18 protein-coding genes and 1 pseudogene are annotated in these 18294 nt (G+C 42.3%); 5 read left to right on the top strand and 14 right to left on the bottom strand.

The window, feature by feature from the left end:
* Window positions 1-84: 84 nt before the first annotated feature.
* A complete protein-coding gene (locus D9603_RS02960; RefSeq protein ID WP_128730016.1) occupies window positions 85-987 on the top strand; it encodes a LysR family transcriptional regulator in 903 nt (300 codons plus the stop codon).
* A 335-nt stretch (window positions 988-1322) separates the two neighbouring features.
* Here the strand turns inward: D9603_RS02960 and ubiA are convergent, their stop codons facing one another.
* Together ubiA and D9603_RS02950 are read right to left on the bottom strand one after the other, a co-directional pair.
* The gene (ubiA, locus tag D9603_RS02955) at window positions 1323-2186 is read right to left on the bottom strand and encodes a 4-hydroxybenzoate octaprenyltransferase (protein ID WP_128730015.1); all 864 of its coding nucleotides are present in this window, start codon (window positions 2184-2186) and stop codon (window positions 1323-1325) included.
* Window positions 2179-2703, bottom strand: a complete 525-nt coding sequence (locus tag D9603_RS02950; protein WP_241651564.1) for a chorismate lyase — start codon at window positions 2701-2703, stop codon at window positions 2179-2181. The genes ubiA and D9603_RS02950 overlap by 8 nt, the downstream gene beginning before the upstream one ends.
* A 157-nt stretch (window positions 2704-2860) precedes the next feature.
* Between D9603_RS02950 and D9603_RS02945 the strand changes: the two genes are divergently transcribed.
* Window positions 2861-3256, top strand: a complete 396-nt coding sequence (locus tag D9603_RS02945; RefSeq protein ID WP_128730013.1) for a flagellar basal body-associated protein FliL — start codon at window positions 2861-2863, stop codon at window positions 3254-3256.
* A gap of 105 nt (window positions 3257-3361) precedes the next feature.
* Here D9603_RS02945 and glpG read toward each other — a convergent pair whose 3' ends face one another.
* From glpG to D9603_RS02915, 6 genes are all read right to left on the bottom strand, one after another.
* Window positions 3362-4186 carry a rhomboid family intramembrane serine protease GlpG gene (gene glpG / locus D9603_RS02940; protein ID WP_128730011.1) on the bottom strand — a complete coding sequence of 275 codons (825 nt, stop codon included), beginning with the start codon at window positions 4184-4186 and terminating at the stop codon, window positions 3362-3364.
* The gene (glpE, locus tag D9603_RS02935; RefSeq protein ID WP_128730009.1) at window positions 4183-4500 is read right to left on the bottom strand and encodes a thiosulfate sulfurtransferase GlpE; all 318 of its coding nucleotides are present in this window, start codon (window positions 4498-4500) and stop codon (window positions 4183-4185) included. The genes glpG and glpE overlap by 4 nt, the downstream gene beginning before the upstream one ends.
* Before the next feature lie 111 nt (window positions 4501-4611).
* A complete protein-coding gene (gene tdh, locus D9603_RS02930; protein ID WP_128730008.1) occupies window positions 4612-5637 on the bottom strand; it encodes an L-threonine 3-dehydrogenase in 1026 nt (341 codons plus the stop codon).
* Window positions 5638-5681: 44 nt separating this feature from the next.
* Window positions 5682-6878, bottom strand: a complete 1197-nt coding sequence (locus D9603_RS02925) for a glycine C-acetyltransferase (protein WP_128730006.1) — start codon at window positions 6876-6878, stop codon at window positions 5682-5684.
* A gap of 221 nt (window positions 6879-7099) precedes the next feature.
* Window positions 7100-7651 (bottom strand): D-glycero-beta-D-manno-heptose 1,7-bisphosphate 7-phosphatase, encoded by a 552-nt coding sequence (gene gmhB, locus D9603_RS02920; protein ID WP_128730004.1) that lies wholly within the window; start codon window positions 7649-7651, stop codon window positions 7100-7102.
* The gene (locus D9603_RS02915; RefSeq protein ID WP_128730002.1) at window positions 7651-8712 is read right to left on the bottom strand and encodes a glycosyltransferase family 9 protein; all 1062 of its coding nucleotides are present in this window, start codon (window positions 8710-8712) and stop codon (window positions 7651-7653) included. Before D9603_RS02915 ends, gmhB begins: the two co-directional genes overlap by 1 nt.
* Before the next feature lie 108 nt (window positions 8713-8820).
* Here D9603_RS02915 and D9603_RS02910 point away from each other — a divergent pair, with 108 nt between their 5' ends.
* Window positions 8821-9534 carry a 3-deoxy-D-manno-octulosonic acid kinase gene (locus D9603_RS02910; protein ID WP_128730001.1) on the top strand — a complete coding sequence of 238 codons (714 nt, stop codon included), beginning with the start codon at window positions 8821-8823 and terminating at the stop codon, window positions 9532-9534.
* Here D9603_RS02910 and hldE read toward each other — a convergent pair.
* From hldE to D9603_RS02895, 3 genes and pseudogenes are all read right to left on the bottom strand, one after another.
* A pseudogene (hldE, locus tag D9603_RS02905) lies at window positions 9531-10978 on the bottom strand (bifunctional D-glycero-beta-D-manno-heptose-7-phosphate kinase/D-glycero-beta-D-manno-heptose 1-phosphate adenylyltransferase HldE). The gene D9603_RS02910 and the pseudogene hldE sit on opposite strands and share 4 nt — an antisense overlap.
* Window positions 10975-11571 carry an SIS domain-containing protein gene (locus tag D9603_RS02900; RefSeq protein ID WP_128729999.1) on the bottom strand — a complete coding sequence of 199 codons (597 nt, stop codon included), beginning with the start codon at window positions 11569-11571 and terminating at the stop codon, window positions 10975-10977. Before D9603_RS02900 ends, hldE begins: the two are co-directional and overlap by 4 nt.
* A 39-nt stretch (window positions 11572-11610) precedes the next feature.
* The gene (locus tag D9603_RS02895) at window positions 11611-13056 is read right to left on the bottom strand and encodes a capsule assembly Wzi family protein (protein WP_128729997.1); all 1446 of its coding nucleotides are present in this window, start codon (window positions 13054-13056) and stop codon (window positions 11611-11613) included.
* Between the two features lie 147 nt (window positions 13057-13203).
* Between D9603_RS02895 and waaA the strand changes: the two genes are divergently transcribed.
* Window positions 13204-14472, top strand: a complete 1269-nt coding sequence (gene waaA / locus D9603_RS02890; protein ID WP_128730049.1) for a lipid IV(A) 3-deoxy-D-manno-octulosonic acid transferase — start codon at window positions 13204-13206, stop codon at window positions 14470-14472.
* A gap of 3 nt (window positions 14473-14475) precedes the next feature.
* Window positions 14476-15018: a DUF1415 domain-containing protein gene (locus D9603_RS02885; RefSeq protein WP_128729995.1), complete on the top strand. Its 543-nt coding sequence runs from the start codon at window positions 14476-14478 to the stop codon at window positions 15016-15018.
* Window positions 15019-15085: 67 nt separating this feature from the next.
* On the opposite strand, the gene D9603_RS02880 is transcribed toward D9603_RS02885, so the two are convergent.
* The 3 genes from D9603_RS02880 to D9603_RS02870 are packed head-to-tail and all read right to left on the bottom strand — an operon-like array spanning window position 15086 to window position 18151.
* Window positions 15086-15406 carry a YdbL family protein gene (locus D9603_RS02880; protein ID WP_128729993.1) on the bottom strand — a complete coding sequence of 107 codons (321 nt, stop codon included), beginning with the start codon at window positions 15404-15406 and terminating at the stop codon, window positions 15086-15088.
* Between the two features lie 9 nt (window positions 15407-15415).
* Window positions 15416-15595, bottom strand: coding sequence for a YnbE family lipoprotein (locus D9603_RS02875; RefSeq protein WP_010374602.1), 180 nt, complete (start codon window positions 15593-15595; stop codon window positions 15416-15418).
* 3 nt (window positions 15596-15598) lie between these two features.
* Complete coding sequence (locus D9603_RS02870; protein WP_128729991.1) at window positions 15599-18151, bottom strand: YdbH domain-containing protein; 2553 nt, start codon at window positions 18149-18151, stop codon at window positions 15599-15601.
* Between the last annotated feature and the right edge of the window lie 143 nt (window positions 18152-18294).

Below are 18294 nucleotides of genomic sequence, written 5' to 3'. Positions count from 1 at the left end.
TCACTTTCCTTTTCCCGTTTTGTGTATTATTATTGGGAAAAGACGTAATAAATGTGTTTTAGTTGAAATTAAAAGGAATTTCACATGAGATTTGAACAACTCGAGCAGTTCGTTGCATTAGGCAATTTAAGACATTTTAGACAAGCTGCGGAACAAACCCAGATCAGTACCTCAGCCTTAACGAGGAGCATCCAAACTCTTGAAGATGAGATAGGGTGTGAACTTGTGAAGCGCTCCACTCGCTCCGTCAAGTTGACCGAACAAGGTGAACTCTTCTTAAAATATTGTAAAACGACGCTTTCAGAATTGGAGTTGACTAAGAAAACGATTAAGCAAAGTTTATTTGGTCGTGACAACCAAAAGTTAATTATTGGTTACACAAACCAAGCAAGCAGTATTGTCCCGGTTTCTTGTGGTCAGTTTCTAGCGCAATACCCTAACGTCAAAATTGAAATGCAATTGCAAGACGAGCTAGAACTCACTCGTAAGCTACAACTTGGTGAAATTGACATCAGTGTATACCTTCAAAGCGCTAACAGCATCGTGAGTGACATACATTTACCAGATCAGTTAGTTCTATTTGTTTCTAGAAGTCATCCACTTGCTAATCAAGATAGTATTCGTAAAGCAGAGTTAACTCAGTATCCAATGTACGGCTGTTTTTCTCAGTCGAAACAAGTACAAAGCATGCTAAATGAAGCTGTTGAGTCGCTGAATAAATCGACTGGGGTGAAAATAGGTAGTATTGAGCAAGTTATTGCTGGCCTGAAAACAAGCAATAGTTTCGCTATCGCGAGTATTGAACATTCAAAATCGATAGCACAAGACCCAAATCTAGTGTTACTGAAGACAAATAAGGCATTAGATAGGGAGCAATTGATCGTACAAACTAATCACCAAATTGGTACCAACGATCATATTAATCATTTGCTTGAATTGATTGAAGATGCTGCATCCTCAAAGAGTAAGCAAACAATCACTTACTAATAAGTATTTAATCTTAAACTTGAATAAGAGGTGGGCTAGCTTGTTTTTAAGTCCATCTTGGATGATTTCTCAATCTATAGCTGTCACGCGATAGACGCGCATTACCTATCCATATTTCAAGTTTTTTTATCTAATGAATACTTGAGCTAGGGTGAGCCAAATTACTTTGTTTAAAGCTCGCCCTTAATTGCCCTTTGTATAGGTTGAGCGTGTTTAAGAAACCACCTCCCCCACTTTATGCTTTCAAAGAGCCAACGCCCTACCCGCCAAAACTGACAGAGAAAAGATAGCCATTAGTAAAAACCTACCTTCCACTGCTCACTCATATTAGCGCTCTACAGTGGCATAAAACCAAAGACGACACCTACAAAAATAGCTAATCCAACATAGTTGTTATTAAGAAAGGCCCAAAAACACGCATCACGCTCTCGATTTCTGATCACATATAGCTGCCTAATTAGCAACGCGATAGCAACGCTTAAACCAAGCCAAAATAAGTAGTTCAATTCATATGCGTAACCAATCGCAGCCATTATTGCTATAAAAAGTACGTTTAACATAGCAATGATATGTCTGTCCCATTGACCAAATAGAATAGCTGTAGACTTAACGCCAATTTTTACATCATCATCCCTATCTACCATTGCATACATAGTGTCATACGCGACAGTCCAAATTAGGTTAGCAGCGAAAAGTATCCAAGCAAGCACTGGGACGTGCTCATTAGCAGCCATGAAGGTCATTGGGATCCCCCAACTAAATGCAGCACCGAGAACAAATTGTGGCAAATTTGTATAGCGCTTCATCAGCGGATAAACCGACGCTAATGCTAAGGCACCCAAAGATAGCGCGACCGTTTGCCAATTAAGCAATAAAACAAGTGCAAAAGCTAACACAATCAATACAAAAAATAGTGATAACGCTTCTTTACTTGTGACAGCGCCTGTTGCAAGCGGTCTTTGTGACGTCCGCTTAACCGCACCATCCACCTTGCGATCCGCAAAGTCATTAATCACGCAACCGGCGCTACGCATGATAAAAACACCGAGTGCAAAAATCACAATTAAAGACAGCGTAGGAACACCTTCGGCAGCAAACCATAACGACCATAATGTTGGCCATAGTAAAAGGAGCGTACCAATGGGTTTATCCAAGCGCATTAGCTGGCTGTACGCTTGCCACTTTTGTTTATTAATCATAAAAACTTTCCGATATAAACACTTCGCAAACTAGAATTTTGGCGTTGCCATTTTTAAACCAGCTCTTTCTGGCAAAAAGCTCGGTTGGGGAAGAGAGCGAAGCTCCCATTAAGCCAGCCAGTGATAAATACTCAGATGCTCTAAGTCGTATGTATTCAAGTTCACCTCTGTGCCAGTTTAAGTCCGAAAAAAGGATTTCTCCCAACGGGGTATCTCCTATCAGGTGGACGCCAGTATTACAAGCTTGTTCGTTAAGCCAACTTTGACCATATATTGCCGCTCTACCGTTGCAATTAAGTGTGACTTCACGGCACCAAGCGACGCTTGAAAGATCAGCTTTCAACGTATCTGGCACATCTTTTAATTCATCACTCAAAACTGAAACAGAAAAGCTATCACAGCTACTTTTTAGCTTTGCAGTAAGCGAATGGGTTTCATATAAGTAAGGTGCCAATGCAGCCTCTACATTCACTAACTGAGTATTTTTATGCCAAGGAAGTTCTAAAGGTAATTGCAAAAGCAATGTTCTATATCCATTTTAAAAATTCGTCGCCATCATAGCAGAGCGAGCGCTATCTAAAAAGTTTATGTTTGTGTACAAGCCAGCTGTAAAAGCAACGCAATTATGTATAAACTAAGTAAAAAGTAATTTGCACTAGGATACCTAACCAAATATGAGATTGTTAGCTGTTGTACTTACTGTATGCTTAGCACTATCTGCGGCTTTCCCCGCTAAAGCGGACTCGAATATTGGGTATTTTGGGTTTGAGCCAGATATTATTACTAACTATATCGGCCAATCTAATAAGAAGCTGGGCTATGTTCGTGTTACAGTGGATCTGATGCTGAATGATGTGTCGAATATTGCAGTTGTTGAGCACCACACCCCCCTACTCAGAGATGCAATAGTTCAAATATTAAGTAAAGAGAATGAAGAAACGGTCAAATCATTAACAGGTCGAGAAGAAATCAGAAAGCGTTGTGCCGAAAAGTTAAAAACCCTATTAAAAGAAGAAACTGGACAAGAAATTGTCCGTGATGTGCTATTTACTAAGTACTTGTATCACTGATTTTAAACTAAGAAGTCAATAAGGAAGCGTCGGCATTAACGCTTCCACGTAAGACATGCTCAATGCTATTACATGCCCCTCATAACACAAGAAGACCGCACCTTTTTATACTTCCCTTTTATCTTGATTATTCGGCCAGCACGCGGCAATAAACATACCTGATAACAAACCAAACAAATGAGCCCAATTAGCCATACTAATGAAAAATGTATCGGTGAAGCCAAACAACATCCACAGCAGCATAAAACCAACAACTGGTTTGGATACTAATGGTAGTTGTTGCGGGTTTTTATGACCAATAATCCAGCAAAAGCCTAGTAACCCATAAACCACACCACTTAAACCACCAAAGTTAGCATCTACAAATACAAACTGCATAAAGTTACTGGTTGTACCTGTCACAAAATAAATACAGATTAAAGACCAAAGCCCAAAACGTTTGCTAACTTGAGCGCCAAGGTGTAACCACCAGCTTAAATTAAAAATGAGATGTATTGCACTAAAGTGGATCAGCGTAGGAGTTATCCAAGCCCATGGTTTATCCAAAGAAAAGCGAAATAATGAAAAGATATGGTTAGCATCACCAAACAGCATAGTGATGAACACTATGATACTGACAGCAAATACCCCTTGAAGTAACCAGTTGAGAGTTAAAAAACGCTGGACTAGGTTAAGCTTTTGTCCTTGATAATTAAATAGCCCTGCAGTACTGCCCGTTTGCCAAGACGCGGCTTGATACCGTTTAGCCTCAGGGTTGGCTATAAATTGCTGCCATAAATATATCGCTTGCTGCTCATCGCCACGCTCAAGCCACACTTCAACTTGTTGCCCATCATGACTACGTAAAATACACTCAATTCCCTGAGTCTTTATATAGTCAACAGCCCCTTGAGCAAGTCGAGGGTTGTGATAATGGGCAATTAATTTCACTTTTCGATCTCGTTAGGCAGTTCACTTGCCCACTGTGTGAAGCCACCGTCCATGCTATAGACTTCCTCAAAACCTTGTTCTATCAAATAATTTGCAGCGCCTTGTGATGAAATGCCATGGTAACAAACCACTATTATTGGCTGATCGAACTCTTTTTCCTGCATAAAGTGTGCAAGGTTGGCATTTGATAAATGCTCAGAGCCAGGAATATGCCCCTGAGTAAAAGTGTTTTCATCGCGTATATCTGCAATAACCACTTCTTCATTACTTAAGAGTGCATGTGTGTCTGCTACTGAAATATGTTTAAAGGACATGTGCTACCTATTTTAATACCTAAAAAGTAAAAGACGACTAAACCCAATGTGGGCTTAGCCGTCTTTGTATTATAACTGCTCATTGATGCTGGGAGCAAAGGTCAACAGACCCTAATCCCAGTTCAAAATAACTTTACCCGATTGGCCAGAAATCATCGTATCAAAGCCTGTTTGGTATTCATCAATGTGGAATTGATGTGTGATAATTGGGTCAAGGTTCAAGCCAGATTGGATCAAACTTGCCATTTTATACCAAGTTTCGAACATTTCACGACCATAGATACCCTTGATAACCAAGCCTTTGAAAATCACTTGATTCCAATCTACAGCCATATCCGAAGGTGGAATACCTAACATGGCAATTTTACCACCGTGGTTCATGCTATTTAGCATACCTTTAAAAGCAGAAGGCACCCCCGACATTTCAAGACCCACATCAAAGCCCTCGGTCATACCAAGGTCTTTCATTACTGCCTCTAAGCTTTCATTGGCAACATTTACTGCCCTTGTCGCTCCCATCTTAGTTGCAAGCTCAAGGCGGTATTCGTTTACATCGGTGATCACCACATGACGCGCGCCAACATGTTTAGCAACCGCGGCGGCCATAATTCCTATTGGGCCAGCACCTGTAATTAATACGTCTTCACCCACTAAGTCAAATGACAATGCCGTGTGTACTGCATTACCGAATGGGTCAAAGATAGACGCTAGCTCGTCAGAGATATTGTCTGGGATTTTAAACGCATTATAAGCAGGAATAACGAGATACTCCGCAAATGACCCTTCGCGGTTTACGCCTACCCCAATGGTATTTCGGCATAGGTGTACACGTCCTGCACGACAGTTGCGACAATGGCCACAGGTAATATGGCCTTCGCCAGATACCCGGTCGCCAATGCTAAAACCTCGCACTTCTTGTCCCATATCGACGACTTCACCAACATATTCATGACCAACTACCATTGGAGTTGGAATCGTATTTTGCGCCCACTCATCCCACTTATAGATGTGTACATCGGTACCACAAATGGCCGTTTTACGGATTTTGATCAAAAGATCATTGTGCCCAACTTCTGGTTTTGGCACATCCGTCATCCAAATTCCTTCTTCTGCTTTCAACTTGGATAATGCTTTCATAGTATTCGCTCGTTAGCTGCCCCAATTAAAAACTGGGTGCAAAATTAAATTACGCCTAAGTCTTTACCGATACGGGTGAAGGCTTCGATTGCTTTGTTTAGCTGCTCAGTGGTGTGTGCAGCTGAAATTTGTGTACGGATCCTTGCCTGACCTTTAGGTACTACTGGATACGAAAACCCGATAACATAAATACCTTCATTTAATAATCTGTCAGCCATTTCTGACGCTACTTTTGCATCTCCTAGCATAACTGGAATAATGGCATGATCCTTACCTGCACAAGTGAACCCAGCAGCTTCCATTTTGGTGCGGAAGTAAGCGGCATTATCCCAGAGTTTAGCACGCAGAGCGTCGCCCTCTTTCATCATATCTAATACTTTGATTGAAGCGGTAACGATTGAAGGGGCTAAAGAGTTTGAGAATAAATAAGGACGTGAGCGTTGACGTAGCCACTCTACGATTTCTTTTTTACCTGAGGTGTAACCGCCAGACGCGCCACCAAGCGCTTTACCAAGTGTTCCAGTAATAATATCTACTCGGTCTAGAACACCACAGTACTCAGGAGTACCACGACCGTTTTCACCTACAAAACCGACAGCATGCGAGTCATCAACCATCACAAGTGCATTGTATTTATCAGCTAAATCACAAACAGCTTCTAAATTACAGATAACCCCATCCATTGAAAAAACACCATCTGTCGCGATGAGTTTCGTTTTTGCACCAGCAGCATCCGCAGCAATAAGTTGCTGCTCTAAATCTGCCATATCATTATTAGCGTAGCGGAAGCGTTTAGCTTTACAAAGGCGAACACCATCAATGATTGAGGCATGATTCAGTGAATCTGAAATAATAGCATCTTCAGGGCCTAAGATGGTTTCAAATAAACCCGCATTGGCGTCAAAACATGAAGAGTAAAGGATCGTGTCTTCTGTTTTTAGAAATTCGCTGATCTTCGCTTCAAGCGTTTTATGAATATCTTGTGTACCACAGATAAAGCGCACAGAAGCAACACCAAAACCATGATCTTCTAGGCCGTGTTGTGCCGCTTTGATAAGCTCTGGGTGGTTAGCTAGACCAAGGTAATTATTTGCACAAAAGTTAATAACACTTTCGCCTGTAGATACCGCGATCTCAGCTTGTTGCTGTGAAGTAATAACACGCTCTTTTTTATATAATCCTTCAGCTTTTACTTCTTCAATTTGTTGCTGAAGCTGGCTGTAGAAGGCCGATGCTCTCATCTGGGAGTCTCCATTATTTGCACGGTGATAGTCAATTGTATACTGCTTGTACAGAATAGTGCTTAACTATCAGAAATTTACGCTTGAATGCTGTTATTAACGCCTTCAAGTTTTTGGCAAGCAGCAGCCAGTGTATGGCAGCTACTCAAAAGATACCTGTATTTTAAAAGGTTCACACAATAAATGCACGATTTGCGACGGTTAGCAGCAAAGTTTCTTTACTATAAGATAGATAATGCTTGCGGCACTGATCCCAACGATTTGCACACATAATCAGCTAACTGTTTTTGCGTATCAGTGAAGCGCTGTCCTGATTCGACTAACACTGTGGTAGCCAGCCCCGCAGCATGGGCAGCTTGAATATCTGAAACTTTATCTCCTACCATGATACTTTGTGCTGGATCTAAATTATGCTCTGCAATCGCTTGATGCAACATCCCAGGCTCTGGCTTCCTGCAACTACACTCAACGTTATAAGGTGCGTTGGCTTTCTCAGGGTGATGAGGGCAAAAGTACACCCCTGTGATTTCTATACCACGAGCCATAAATTGTGCACACATCCAATCACTTAATAGGTGAAACTGTGCTTCATCATAATAACCTCTGCCAATACCCGACTGGTTGGTCACTACTACGATTTTATAACCGGCTTGAACAAACTGTTTGCACGCATCGAATACTCCATCGATAAATTCAAAATCGGCGATTTGATGCACATACGCATGATCTTTGTTAATCACACCGTCTCTATCTAAAAAGATTGCTTTGTGCATTATGAATTAAGCTCCTGCTCTTTAACCACGCGGTCGAACATTGCGATAACATCTGCCACTTCTATCTGCGACATTAACTCGCGCCCTTTTACACGAGTTCCCCAAGGTAATTCATCAGCAGTTTTCCCTTTTTGCGCCACTAAGTTTTTGTGATAAACCTCAACCACATAATCTTGGTACAAGTAAGGGCCTGTTCGCTTGGGGTTTGAATGTGCATACAAACCAATAACGGGAGTATTTACAGTCACAGCCATATGTGCAGGGCCTGTATCTGGCGCTAACACTACATCGGCTTGATCAAGTATACATAAGAGCGCTTTTAAGTCTGTTTTCCCAACAAGATTTAACAGTGCGGATTGAGTATGCTTTTGAATGTCAGCTGCTAAGTTCTGTTCCAGCTCCGTAGGCCCACCAGTTATAACGACGTTGAAGCCGCTTTTCATTGCATGATCTGCAAGCGCAGCATACCGCTCAGGTAACCAGTTGCGCTCGGCTTTACTCGCTGCAGGTGAAATAACAAAGATTTTCCCCTCTGGCAGTAATGCTTTGGCAGACGCTTTATGATCATCGGTGACAGGCATATTCCAGCTTGGTTTCGCGCACTCAGCACCGATTGCACGAGCAAAATTTTGAAAGCCCTCTAACACATGAGGCGACTGTTGTGCAGCGATACGTTTATTAATAAACAAACTATGAAGCTCTTTTGAGCGCCCCTTATCAAATCCAATTTTTTGCTTTGCAGGGATAACACGAGCAACGAGGTTAGCTCTTAATGCAACTTGCATATGTAGCAAAACATCAAATTTTTGTCCTTTAAACTTCGCTTTCAAAGCTTTGAGCGCAGCTTTCCCCTGTTTTTTGTCAAATACCACCAACTCAACACCAGGTAAACCGGCTAGCAACATGGCTTCTACCTTTCCTATTACCCAGGTAATTTTAGCCTGTGGGTGCGCTCGTTGAATTGCTTGCACCGCGCTAACAGCATGGCAAACATCACCAATCGCTGACAGTCGCAAAATACAAATAGAGGATAAGGAGTTGCTCAAAATATTTGCTCTCATGGAAAGTTATAGGCGCTTGATCTTAAATTAATCAAACAAGTTTGCAAGTTTCACTGACCGAGAAAAGTCGTTAGAATAAAACAATTAGTCACCAAGAACTCTGACACTGTGCAAATCTCTAAGCAATCATATTATTTTTTACTTACCCCCACTCACTCAGCGCTGACGGTGTCAGCAGAAATGTTTGAACCGGAATATTGGCAAAAAAATAATGCGATTGTCGGCTCTAAACAAGGTAGAGCGACCGCTTGGTTTGTAAAGCTTCATGATAAGGTTGTCGTGCTCAAGCATTATTATCGTGGTGGCTTAATTGGTAAATTACTAAGCGACCAGTATTTGTTTTTTGGTTTAAAAGGTACCCGAGTATATCAAGAGTTTGAATTACTTGAGCACCTAAAACAACAGGACTTACCTGTGCCCGCTCCAATCGCAGCCAGAGTCTCAGCTAGGTTTGGTGTTTACCGTGGAGATATCATCACTGAAGCGGTAGAAGATGCGATTAGTGTTTGTGAAATTCTACAATCCCGCGCTCTTCAAAACATCGAATTAGAGAAAATAGGTCAAACAATCGCTAAATTTCATCAAGCAGGTGCGTACCATGATGATTTAAATATCAACAATATTTTGTTTAGCGGTGATGGCGAAGTCTTTCTCATTGACTTTGATAAAGGTAAAATTCTGGCACCGGCAACGCCATGGCAACAGGCAAATATCGAACGTTTGCAGCGCTCTTTTAAAAAAGAGGCCGGCAAATGGCCGACCTTTCATTTTGACGATAATCAGTGGCAAGCACTGCTTCAAGCGTACCGCACGTCAGTTTAACTTTTTTGCAGCTGTGCTTTTTTAATCACGTTCGAAGTCGAGCATCCATCCAGAAATGGCAACACCTCGACTTTACCGCCTTGATTAAGAACATGCCCAGCTCCTGCAATATCTTCTACTTTGTAATCACCCCCTTTGACTAAAATGTCGGGACTGATCATCTCTATGAGCTTAGCTGGCGTATCATTTTCTTCGATACTGCCAAATGGGATAACCCAATCTACCGAGGCGAGGGCTGACAGCACCATAGCGCGCTCCTGTAGCGGGTTTATTGGACGCTCAGGCCCTTTTAGACGAGCTATAGACTCATCGTTATTCAGACCGACAACCAATCTGTCACCCATTGCTTTTGCTTGTGCTAAGTAACGAACGTGTCCGGCATGGAGAATATCAAAGCAACCATTGGTGAAAACAATCGTTTCACCATTTTGTTTCGCAAAAGAAATATGCTTCAACACTTCCTCAAATGGTGTTTGGTAATGTTCGCCTGTTTCGCGTAGATATTGACCTAGCTTGCGGCTTAGCTCTTCTGGTGACACTGTCGCAGCGCCAAGCTTACTCACGGCAATCCCAGCTGCAATATTCGCCACTTCTACCGCATCTTTAGCTGGCATACCAGCCCCAAGCATAGTCGTAAGTGTGGCGATCACCGTGTCACCCGCGCCCGTTACATCACTTACTTCTTGCACTTGAGCTGGAAAGTCATGCTTCTGCGTTGCTGTGATCAAAGACATGCCCTGCTCTGAACGCGTCAGTAACATCGCACCAATCCCAGCCGTTTTAAGCAACTTACGGGCACTTGAGGTTAATGCTTCTTCTGAGCTTGCATCGCCGCCAGCTAACTTAAATTCGTTTAAATTGGGTGTTATAAAGTCAGCGCCTTGATATAGGCTTAAGTCACTATTTTTGGGATCAATAAGCACAGTTTTACCTGCAGCTTTTGCTACTGCTATCATCTCTGAAATAGCGGATAATGCGCCTTTGTTATAATCACTGAACAGAACGAAGTCGTAGTTGTCGATTTCTTGTTTTAAGCGCGCAAGCAATAATTGGCTATGTGACAACTGAAAAGGTTCTTCCAAATCTAGTCTCACCACCTGTTGATGACGGCTAATCACGCGCATTTTGGCAATCGTTGGACACTCAATCACACTGACCAAACTCGATGCTATGTTGTCCTGTTTTAGAATAGCTTCTAGCGTCTTACCATTGTCATCTTCACCAATGAGTCCAAGTAATCCAACCTTGCCATCAAGGTGGGCGATATTTTTCGCAACGTTTGCAGCGCCGCCCGCCTTATCTTCCAACGCACTCACTTTAACCACCGGTACCGTGCTTCAGGAGATATTCTGCCTGTATCGCCATGCCAATAACGGTCAAGCATCACATCGCCTACGACTAACACGCTGGCTTGGTTAAGTTGTTGTAGTGCCGCTAGGTTCATGCTTGTTGCTCCGCTTCAACTAGCATATCTACAGCTTCACACAGCCAATGACCAATGAACATATGTGCCTCTTGAATACGTGCAGTTTCATCATTAGTGATAATGATAGGTAACTTAGCGATATCCTTCACTTTGCCACCGGTTCGACCGGTTAGCGCAACAGTATAAGCACCTATATCATTGGCCGCTTGTAGCGCTAAATTAATATTTGGACTGGTGCCTGAAGTGGTTAAGCCAATCACCATATCTTCCGGCTTACACAATGCTTGTACCTGACGCTCAAATACCGAGTCAAAATGGTAGTCATTACTATGTGCGGTAAGAATAGACGTATCTGTAGTTAAGGCAATTGATGCTAAAGGTCCACGCTCAAGTTTATAACGCACGACAAACTCCGCCGCCAGGTGCTGTGCATCCGCAGCGCTACCACCATTACCAAACCATATAACCTTTCCTCCGGCTGCCAATGTACTCTGGCATGCTTCTAGTAATGCTATACATTCTTGATGGTAGTTAGCCATAGTTTCGAACACGTCGACATGACGCTGTAAACTCGCTAAGTAACTTTGTGCTACTCGTTCATTCAATGACATATTTTTTCCTAAACTCTTCTTTGCTCAGCCCGTGTATACCTACCAGTATACATGTACTGATAACCAAGTGTAATTCTCACCAAAGACATCTTTACCTAAGGTTAATTTGGTTTCGATTTGCTTATTGTATGCTTCACCGATGTGGGCAAGTTCTAGTTCATACCCTCGCTCATACTCAGCTCCTGTTTCACCTAGCTCATTAAAATAATTGCTTTCATTATCAATCACAGAAAGCTTAGCACGCCACAGTGAGCTATAGTCGGCTTGATAGGTACCTTCTAAAACATGAACTTGAGTGGGTGCACCATCATCAAACTGGCGATGATTACCTGCAAAGTGACCGACAACGAAACCATCAATACTATTTCCCTGTGTTTCGTATATTTCATTCACATACCAAAGACTTTCCATGTCGGTATATTCATACCGTAACGAAGTGGTGGATGTTAGTTGTGGCAAATACACGCCAAAGCTAGTCGCGGTGTTACCAAATAAGTAGTTTTTGTGGTTGTTTGTATCCTCACCACCATACTCTAAATACCACTGCGCTCGCGTGCCATAATTGGTAGTAAAGCTTGTCGTAATTGTGGCCCACTGATCTCCAAGCTCATCGTCTTGTGTTAGGTCACCAATTTTGTTGTCATTTCCTGCTGGGTCTATATACGCTTTTATAAAGTCCTTAAAGTCGACCTTTCTAGGGCCGCCACCAAATTGCAAAACACGATTTAGCCCTATTTTCCAACCATCAATCGGCTCTATACTAAAGTGAGTACCCGCTACTTTTGGCGTTCCATCATGCAAGGTACCTTGGTATTTAATCCCCTTATCGACACTTTCTAGTTCCGAGTAAAACAGCTCAATATCAAAATTCCACCAATTTTTTATTGGTACAACCAGCCCTAGAGAGACTGACAGTGGTGGTTTTGCATTATTTGAGTAAACCTGTGCTGAGTGTTTAAATGGCGAGAACCAATGTTCTTTGTAACCTAAATTCAGTTGTAAGTTACCAAAAGACATACCGTAAAAAGTATTGTATGCCACCAGCTTGTTTGCTTCTGCGCGATACTCAGCGCCAATTTGCAAAATACTCGAGTCGCTTCCGCGCCAAACTCCAGCTATGCCTAGCTCAGCATATTCGCCACTCATGTTCCCTCTATCATTGGCAATTTGCTGCTCTTCACCACTATCTACTCGCAGTGTAATAGACTTTTGAGTGATCCCATCATCTTGCAGATACGGTGCAATACCTTGGCTAATACTGTGTTGTAAGGCCGGATCTATGTGCCTTAATTGCAGCAAATTCATCTGGATCTCACTAATGCGGTAAGGCTTTGCCATAGGTGTTCCTACCGTCATTGCAAACATTTTGTCTATTTGGTATTCCAAAAGTGGGTCTTGACCAATTGGCAAATAAGCCGTAGGACTTGCTACAACCAGACTTGAAGCAAATATCCCACAACAAGCAAGTACTTGAGCTAAATTCATTTTTGTCATTCCATTACATTTAATAGATTAAATATTACCAAACCAAAGGCACAGAGGCATCTGTTGAACTGTGTAAAATTGTGTTGTTCATTCTAATTTAGGTGAGAACAAGGTAAAATCATGATTTTACAAACTGAAGCGATTTTCATGACGCGCCAATTTTACTCCCTACTGTTGCTTGTATTAGCACCTATTCTATTAAGTTATTTATATTTCATTCGGGGTAAAAAAAACCTTGGCTATCGCGCCAACTTTACCGAGCGTCTTGGTTGTGGCCTTGCGAGCTTACCACCACACAGTATTGTGATCCATTGTGCCTCAGTTGGTGAAGTGCTTGCTGCAACCCCTCTCATCAAGTCAATATTGAAAACACGTGAGAATACACCTGTTATTATTACGTGTAATACACCAACAGGCAGAGCGGAAATTGTAAAAGCATTCAACAATATTGCCCAAGTACATACCTGCTATCTTCCTATTGACTTTGCCTTTGCCACGAGACGGTTTTTTTCAATTCTAAAACCCCAACTCCTGATTGTGATGGAAACTGAGCTGTGGCCAAATCTTTTTCACTACGCCAAACAAAGTCAATGTAAAACCTTGGTCGTCAATGCCAGACTCTCAGAAAAATCATACCAAGGTTATAAAAAGCATGCTTGGTTAACAAAAGGCCTGATAAATAACATAGACGGACTCGCAGCCCATAATGAAGAAGACGGCGAGCGTTTCATCAAACTCGGGCTTGTTCAATCTAAACTTCACATTACCGGCTCAATCAAGTTTGATATCTCAATCACTGAAGAAGAAATTACAAAAGCAAGACAGTTTCAAGCAAATTACCCCGAGCGAGTAATTTGGCTTGCAGGATCTACACACCCTAAGGAACATGAGCAAATTATTGCTGCACATCAGCGAGTATTAAAGCAAGTAAGTAATGCCTTACTTATTATCGCGCCTCGTCATCCCGAGCAGTTTCAAGCAGTTGCTGACCACCTCAGTGAGCAAGAGATCACTTTTACCAGAAAGAGCAGCGACAACATAAACACAGAAGCCTCGGTCTTGTTAGCGGATACTTTAGGAGAATTAAAGTGGCTATTTGGAAGTGCCGATATCGCCTATATTGGTGGTAGCTTGATTGAGCGCGGCGGCCATAACCCACTAGAAGCCGCGGCTCACGGTGTGCCTATTTTAACCGGCCCACATACCTATAATTTTGCGCATATATATCCTCAACTTATCGCGCAACAAGGTGCCATCGTAGTCGATGATGAGGACAAGCTTGCCGCTGAAATTATTACGCTATTTAAAGATAAATCGCTTCGAACGCAAACCGGTGCTAACGCTAAATCAGTACTAGTTGAAAATACCGGAGCTATTGCTAAAACCATGAAACTAATAAATAAGAGCTTGGAATAATTCATGAATACAGTCATCTCTACAATGCAAAACTGGGTTAGCCAAGTCATTGTGAAATACAACTTTTGTCCATTCGCTCGAAAAGAGGTAGAAAGTAATAGCATTCATTATTTCGTGTCTCAAGCGATAAGTTATGACGATGCCGTAATGGATATGCTAGAGCAGTGCTCAGAGTTAAACCACCACCCAGAACGAGAAACAACGCTAGTTATATTTGATAAAGGTTTTAGTAATTTTGACGACTTTTTGGATCTCGTCGACCTTGCAAACGCGTTATTAGTCGCGCAAGGGTTTGAGGGGACTTATCAAATTGCAAACTTTCACCCAAATTATGTATTTGCTGATAGTGATGAAGATGATGCGGCAAATTACACGAACCGCGCACCATACCCAACACTTCACTTGATCCGCGAAGAGAGCATGGCTCAAGCATTAGCTGAATATGACGACCCGGAGCAGATCCCTGAAAATAATATTCGTCTGGCAAGGCGAAAAGGGGAAGCGTTCTGGCAGCATTTGCTTCAGCAATGCCACAAGAGTAAATAATCTAAGCTCCGGATAAATAGTCAAAAGGCTGGCAAAGTCAGCCTTTCCTTATGAGACTTTGGGAGAATTACTTTTTCACCCAGCGGCCACTCACCTGAATATAGTGGCCTGATTGCGTTTTTTTATACGCTTTTTTAGCCGCTAGAGCCTCTACTTGCTCTAGGGTAATACCGTTCTTTTTCGCTAACTGTTGATATTTCTGTTTGCGCTTTTCATTCACTTCATTGACTAACTGCTGTACACCTTGGCCATTTTTTACCACACCAAGATAGCCTGATGTAGTTTCACCAACCAGACCCTGTGATTTAGCATCGTCAATAGAAATTGCGAATGCGGCGAAGCTCATACTGAGTCCAATAATTAGGGTAGAGATTGCTTTAAGCTTCATAAATCCTCCTTAGAATAGCTCACTGTCTTCGCTGAATAAGTTGTCGAGTTCTTTATCCACTTTCACACGGATCTCGTGATCGACTTTTACATTTAAGTTGATCGTTATGGGCTCTTTGGTTTCTACTTGCACCTTATGAGTACAAGCACTCAACACCAATAAAGCTGATATCACTAGCATCCATTTCATTCACTAACGCTCCTCTTTATTTAACGCATTTTCCACTTCGCGCGTGATCTCGTCGCTCAAGCGTAAGGCTCGTAATAAGGTAAACACATTTTCTGAGTGTGTATAGTTAAAGTTTACTGGTTGTTGTTGGCGTTTGTTAATTCCTGTAATTTTAACATCTAAATCCAACCAACCATCTTCACTTAAATTTACACCACTGCTCAACTGTTCAATCGTTAATTCGTCAAGTACACCTATCACCGTTTGTAAGCTGGGCTGCTGTGCTTTTAACGCATTAATTGACGCATTGTTTTCAACCTTTAATAGCCCCTCACTAACATTATGAATATGACCAGAATCAATGCGTACCCCAGATGAAGAAACTTGTACTGGTAGCTTGCCCGAGATCAGCCCTCTGAGCTCAACACCAGCATCATGTCCAGAGGCGGCAATAAGGTCTAAACTCAGTTTATCTAACGATACCTGAACCTCCTGCGGCGTTGGTATAAGCTTAACTTCTTCAATGTTGATGCTACCGGCAAAAACTTGTGCACCAATATCTTTGAGTTTTACTATGCCAGCTTCACTGAGAAGTTGAGCTTGTATTGCTTGGACAATAACCCCAGCTCTCAACTCTTCAACACTCAGTGTGGTTGGTTCGAGTTGAATATTAGCTGAACCTAATTGGGCGGAGACATCAACCGCAGCATTTTGAATAAGCCGCTCATTAAATAACGCAGAGCCGTTTTGAATGCCACTATCTAAGGTAAATATGCGCGTGGATAAATCCCCTTCGAGTACTGCATAGAAGTTTCCATTCGTCATCTTTAATTCGGGTAAAAGGGCATCAATGTATGGCTGAAGCTGAGTGAGTTGCTGCGTGGGCACATGTAATTGTGCTGGATGTTTTAAGTTTGAGTATTGATGCTCAAACAACGCCTTTACACCATCAATATTAATCACATGTGACGCCATTAATCCGCGACTTTGCTGCCCTTTACTTTCAATGCTCACATCTTTCAAATTAAGATCAGCTAAGTTCACTTCTGCTACCTTAGTATTGCCCGACAAGGTTGAAAAGATCTCACCTGTCGCGACAGAGCCTTGCCAACGGAGTGTCTGCACTAACTCATTCAGTTTGTAATTCTGCTGTTGTATCTGTGCACTAATTAAGTTGAGGTTGATATCAAAATCGTGTGTAGGCTCTAACACCACTCGCCCGCTCAACGTGCTCTGCTTTGCAGTTACATTTTCGACATTCAGGTTTTGCAGTGTTGAATCAAGCGTTATCGCAAAACTCATTCCCTCAGGTAAGACTCTGTGTAGACGATGTTCACTTTTGAGTTTTGGCACATCTAGCTGCGCATGTAAATCAAGCTTCAGAGATGGATTATCAATTATTAAACCTGATGTCGACAACTGGGTTGAGAATATAGTCGGCTGAGCTTCAACTTTAATTAGCTCGGTTGGATCACCCGATATTTTGAAGCGGCTATTGAGCTCAAGGTTCTCAGCAATAACATCTTGCAGTGTAAGCTTTTGAAGGTCACTTGTGATTTCCCCGCTCATATCAACAAAATTTGGCCGCGCACTAAACGCTCCTACCAGTGAATGCGCGCCCCACTTTTCATCGGCAAATTCAAGGCGAATATCACCATTGACGAAAGGCTCAGTTAAGTCGACTGCCAACTCGTTAACTTCAAGCTGTAACGACTTATCTTCCCCTATTACTTCGAGCGAACCTGTCGAGGCAGCTTTCGCAGAAATAATAATTTCACTCGGTAAACGAAGCTGCCAAGTACTAGGTAGCAGTTTGCGATATTCAGAATCAAAGCAATCAAGCGTTGATTTCGCTGAGATAGGCTCGGCAAGTGCTATCTTCCCCTGCTGGTTGGTTAAATCATACCGCCCTGACACAGCGCCAATATACGCAGCACTACCTTTACACTCAGCCTGTTCAAGCGCTAGTAAAGTCTCAAGCTCCATCTCTGCATCCAGAGCCAGGCCATTGAATACAAGTTGGCTAGCTCCTGAAAGGGCTTGGATCTGAGGAGGTAACAAAGTCCTAAGATACTCGCCACTTAGCTCAACATTTGCGGCAATACGCTCTGGCTGTAACGTAACTTCTGCAACGATGTCACCTGATACTACAAATTGATTCAGCTCGGTCTCTGAAATCGACACGACTAATGGCTTTGGTAATGGCTCACCAAATATGGATAGTTTGGCAACACGTATTTTGGGTCTGGCGATATCGAGTGGCAAAGCAAGGCGCTGTGGTTGAGCTGCATCTGACTTTTTGGGCGGAAGCAGTTGTATGTCAGCTTTTTCAATATTGACTTGCTGCATGCTTAGTTGCGCATCAAAAAGCTGGGCATTAAACGTCTCTGTCTGCACACACGCTTTTGTAATATGGATACGATTGAAGCCCGATAAGCGCCAGTCAAGACAGCTGATCTGAACTTCATTATCAGGCATAAAGTGTTTTATAGCCCAGAGCGACAAAGGAACTCTGGCAAGGTAAACACCCACTAAAACACTGAGTATCAACACTAAGCTCCAAAGCCACTTTTTCATTCGTATCCCTAAAATATAATTGCTATTTTCCTTTCAGTTTACCCGATAGAAAATTATCGAGCCATGAATAAAAAAGGCCACCGAAGTGACCTTTTTTTAATTTAGCCTGAGGTTTGGATAAGAAATGTTCCAACTCATTGTTG

Source organism: Pseudoalteromonas sp. PS5 (assembly GCF_004103255.1).
GTDB classification, from domain to species: Bacteria; Pseudomonadota; Gammaproteobacteria; order Enterobacterales; family Alteromonadaceae; genus Pseudoalteromonas; species Pseudoalteromonas peptidolytica.
This window is presented reverse-complemented; position numbering and strand designations above follow the sequence as displayed.

What these genes read in the sequence shown, in the direction of transcription:
- D9603_RS02960 (WP_128730016.1), top strand. Translation starts at nt 85, where the DNA reads ATGAGATTTGAACAACTCGAGCAGTTCGTTGCATTAGGCAATTTAAGA.
- ubiA (WP_128730015.1), bottom strand. Translation starts at nt 2,186, where the DNA reads ATGATTAATAAACAAAAGTGGCAAGCGTACAGCCAGCTAATGCGCTTG.
- D9603_RS02945 (WP_128730013.1), top strand. Translation starts at nt 2,861, where the DNA reads ATGAGATTGTTAGCTGTTGTACTTACTGTATGCTTAGCACTATCTGCG.
- glpE (WP_128730009.1), bottom strand. Translation starts at nt 4,500, where the DNA reads ATGTCCTTTAAACATATTTCAGTAGCAGACACACATGCACTCTTAAGT.
- tdh (WP_128730008.1), bottom strand. Translation starts at nt 5,637, where the DNA reads ATGAAAGCATTATCCAAGTTGAAAGCAGAAGAAGGAATTTGGATGACG.
- D9603_RS02925 (WP_128730006.1), bottom strand. Translation starts at nt 6,878, where the DNA reads ATGAGAGCATCGGCCTTCTACAGCCAGCTTCAGCAACAAATTGAAGAA.
- gmhB (WP_128730004.1), bottom strand. Translation starts at nt 7,651, where the DNA reads ATGCACAAAGCAATCTTTTTAGATAGAGACGGTGTGATTAACAAAGAT.
- D9603_RS02915 (WP_128730002.1), bottom strand. Translation starts at nt 8,712, where the DNA reads ATGAGAGCAAATATTTTGAGCAACTCCTTATCCTCTATTTGTATTTTG.
- D9603_RS02900 (WP_128729999.1), bottom strand. Translation starts at nt 11,571, where the DNA reads ATGTCATTGAATGAACGAGTAGCACAAAGTTACTTAGCGAGTTTACAG.
- D9603_RS02895 (WP_128729997.1), bottom strand. Translation starts at nt 13,056, where the DNA reads ATGAATTTAGCTCAAGTACTTGCTTGTTGTGGGATATTTGCTTCAAGT.
- waaA (WP_128730049.1), top strand. Translation starts at nt 13,204, where the DNA reads ATGACGCGCCAATTTTACTCCCTACTGTTGCTTGTATTAGCACCTATT.
- D9603_RS02885 (WP_128729995.1), top strand. Translation starts at nt 14,476, where the DNA reads ATGAATACAGTCATCTCTACAATGCAAAACTGGGTTAGCCAAGTCATT.
- D9603_RS02880 (WP_128729993.1), bottom strand. Translation starts at nt 15,406, where the DNA reads ATGAAGCTTAAAGCAATCTCTACCCTAATTATTGGACTCAGTATGAGC.
- D9603_RS02875 (WP_010374602.1), bottom strand. Translation starts at nt 15,595, where the DNA reads ATGAAATGGATGCTAGTGATATCAGCTTTATTGGTGTTGAGTGCTTGT.
- D9603_RS02870 (WP_128729991.1), bottom strand. Translation starts at nt 18,151, where the DNA reads ATGAAAAAGTGGCTTTGGAGCTTAGTGTTGATACTCAGTGTTTTAGTG.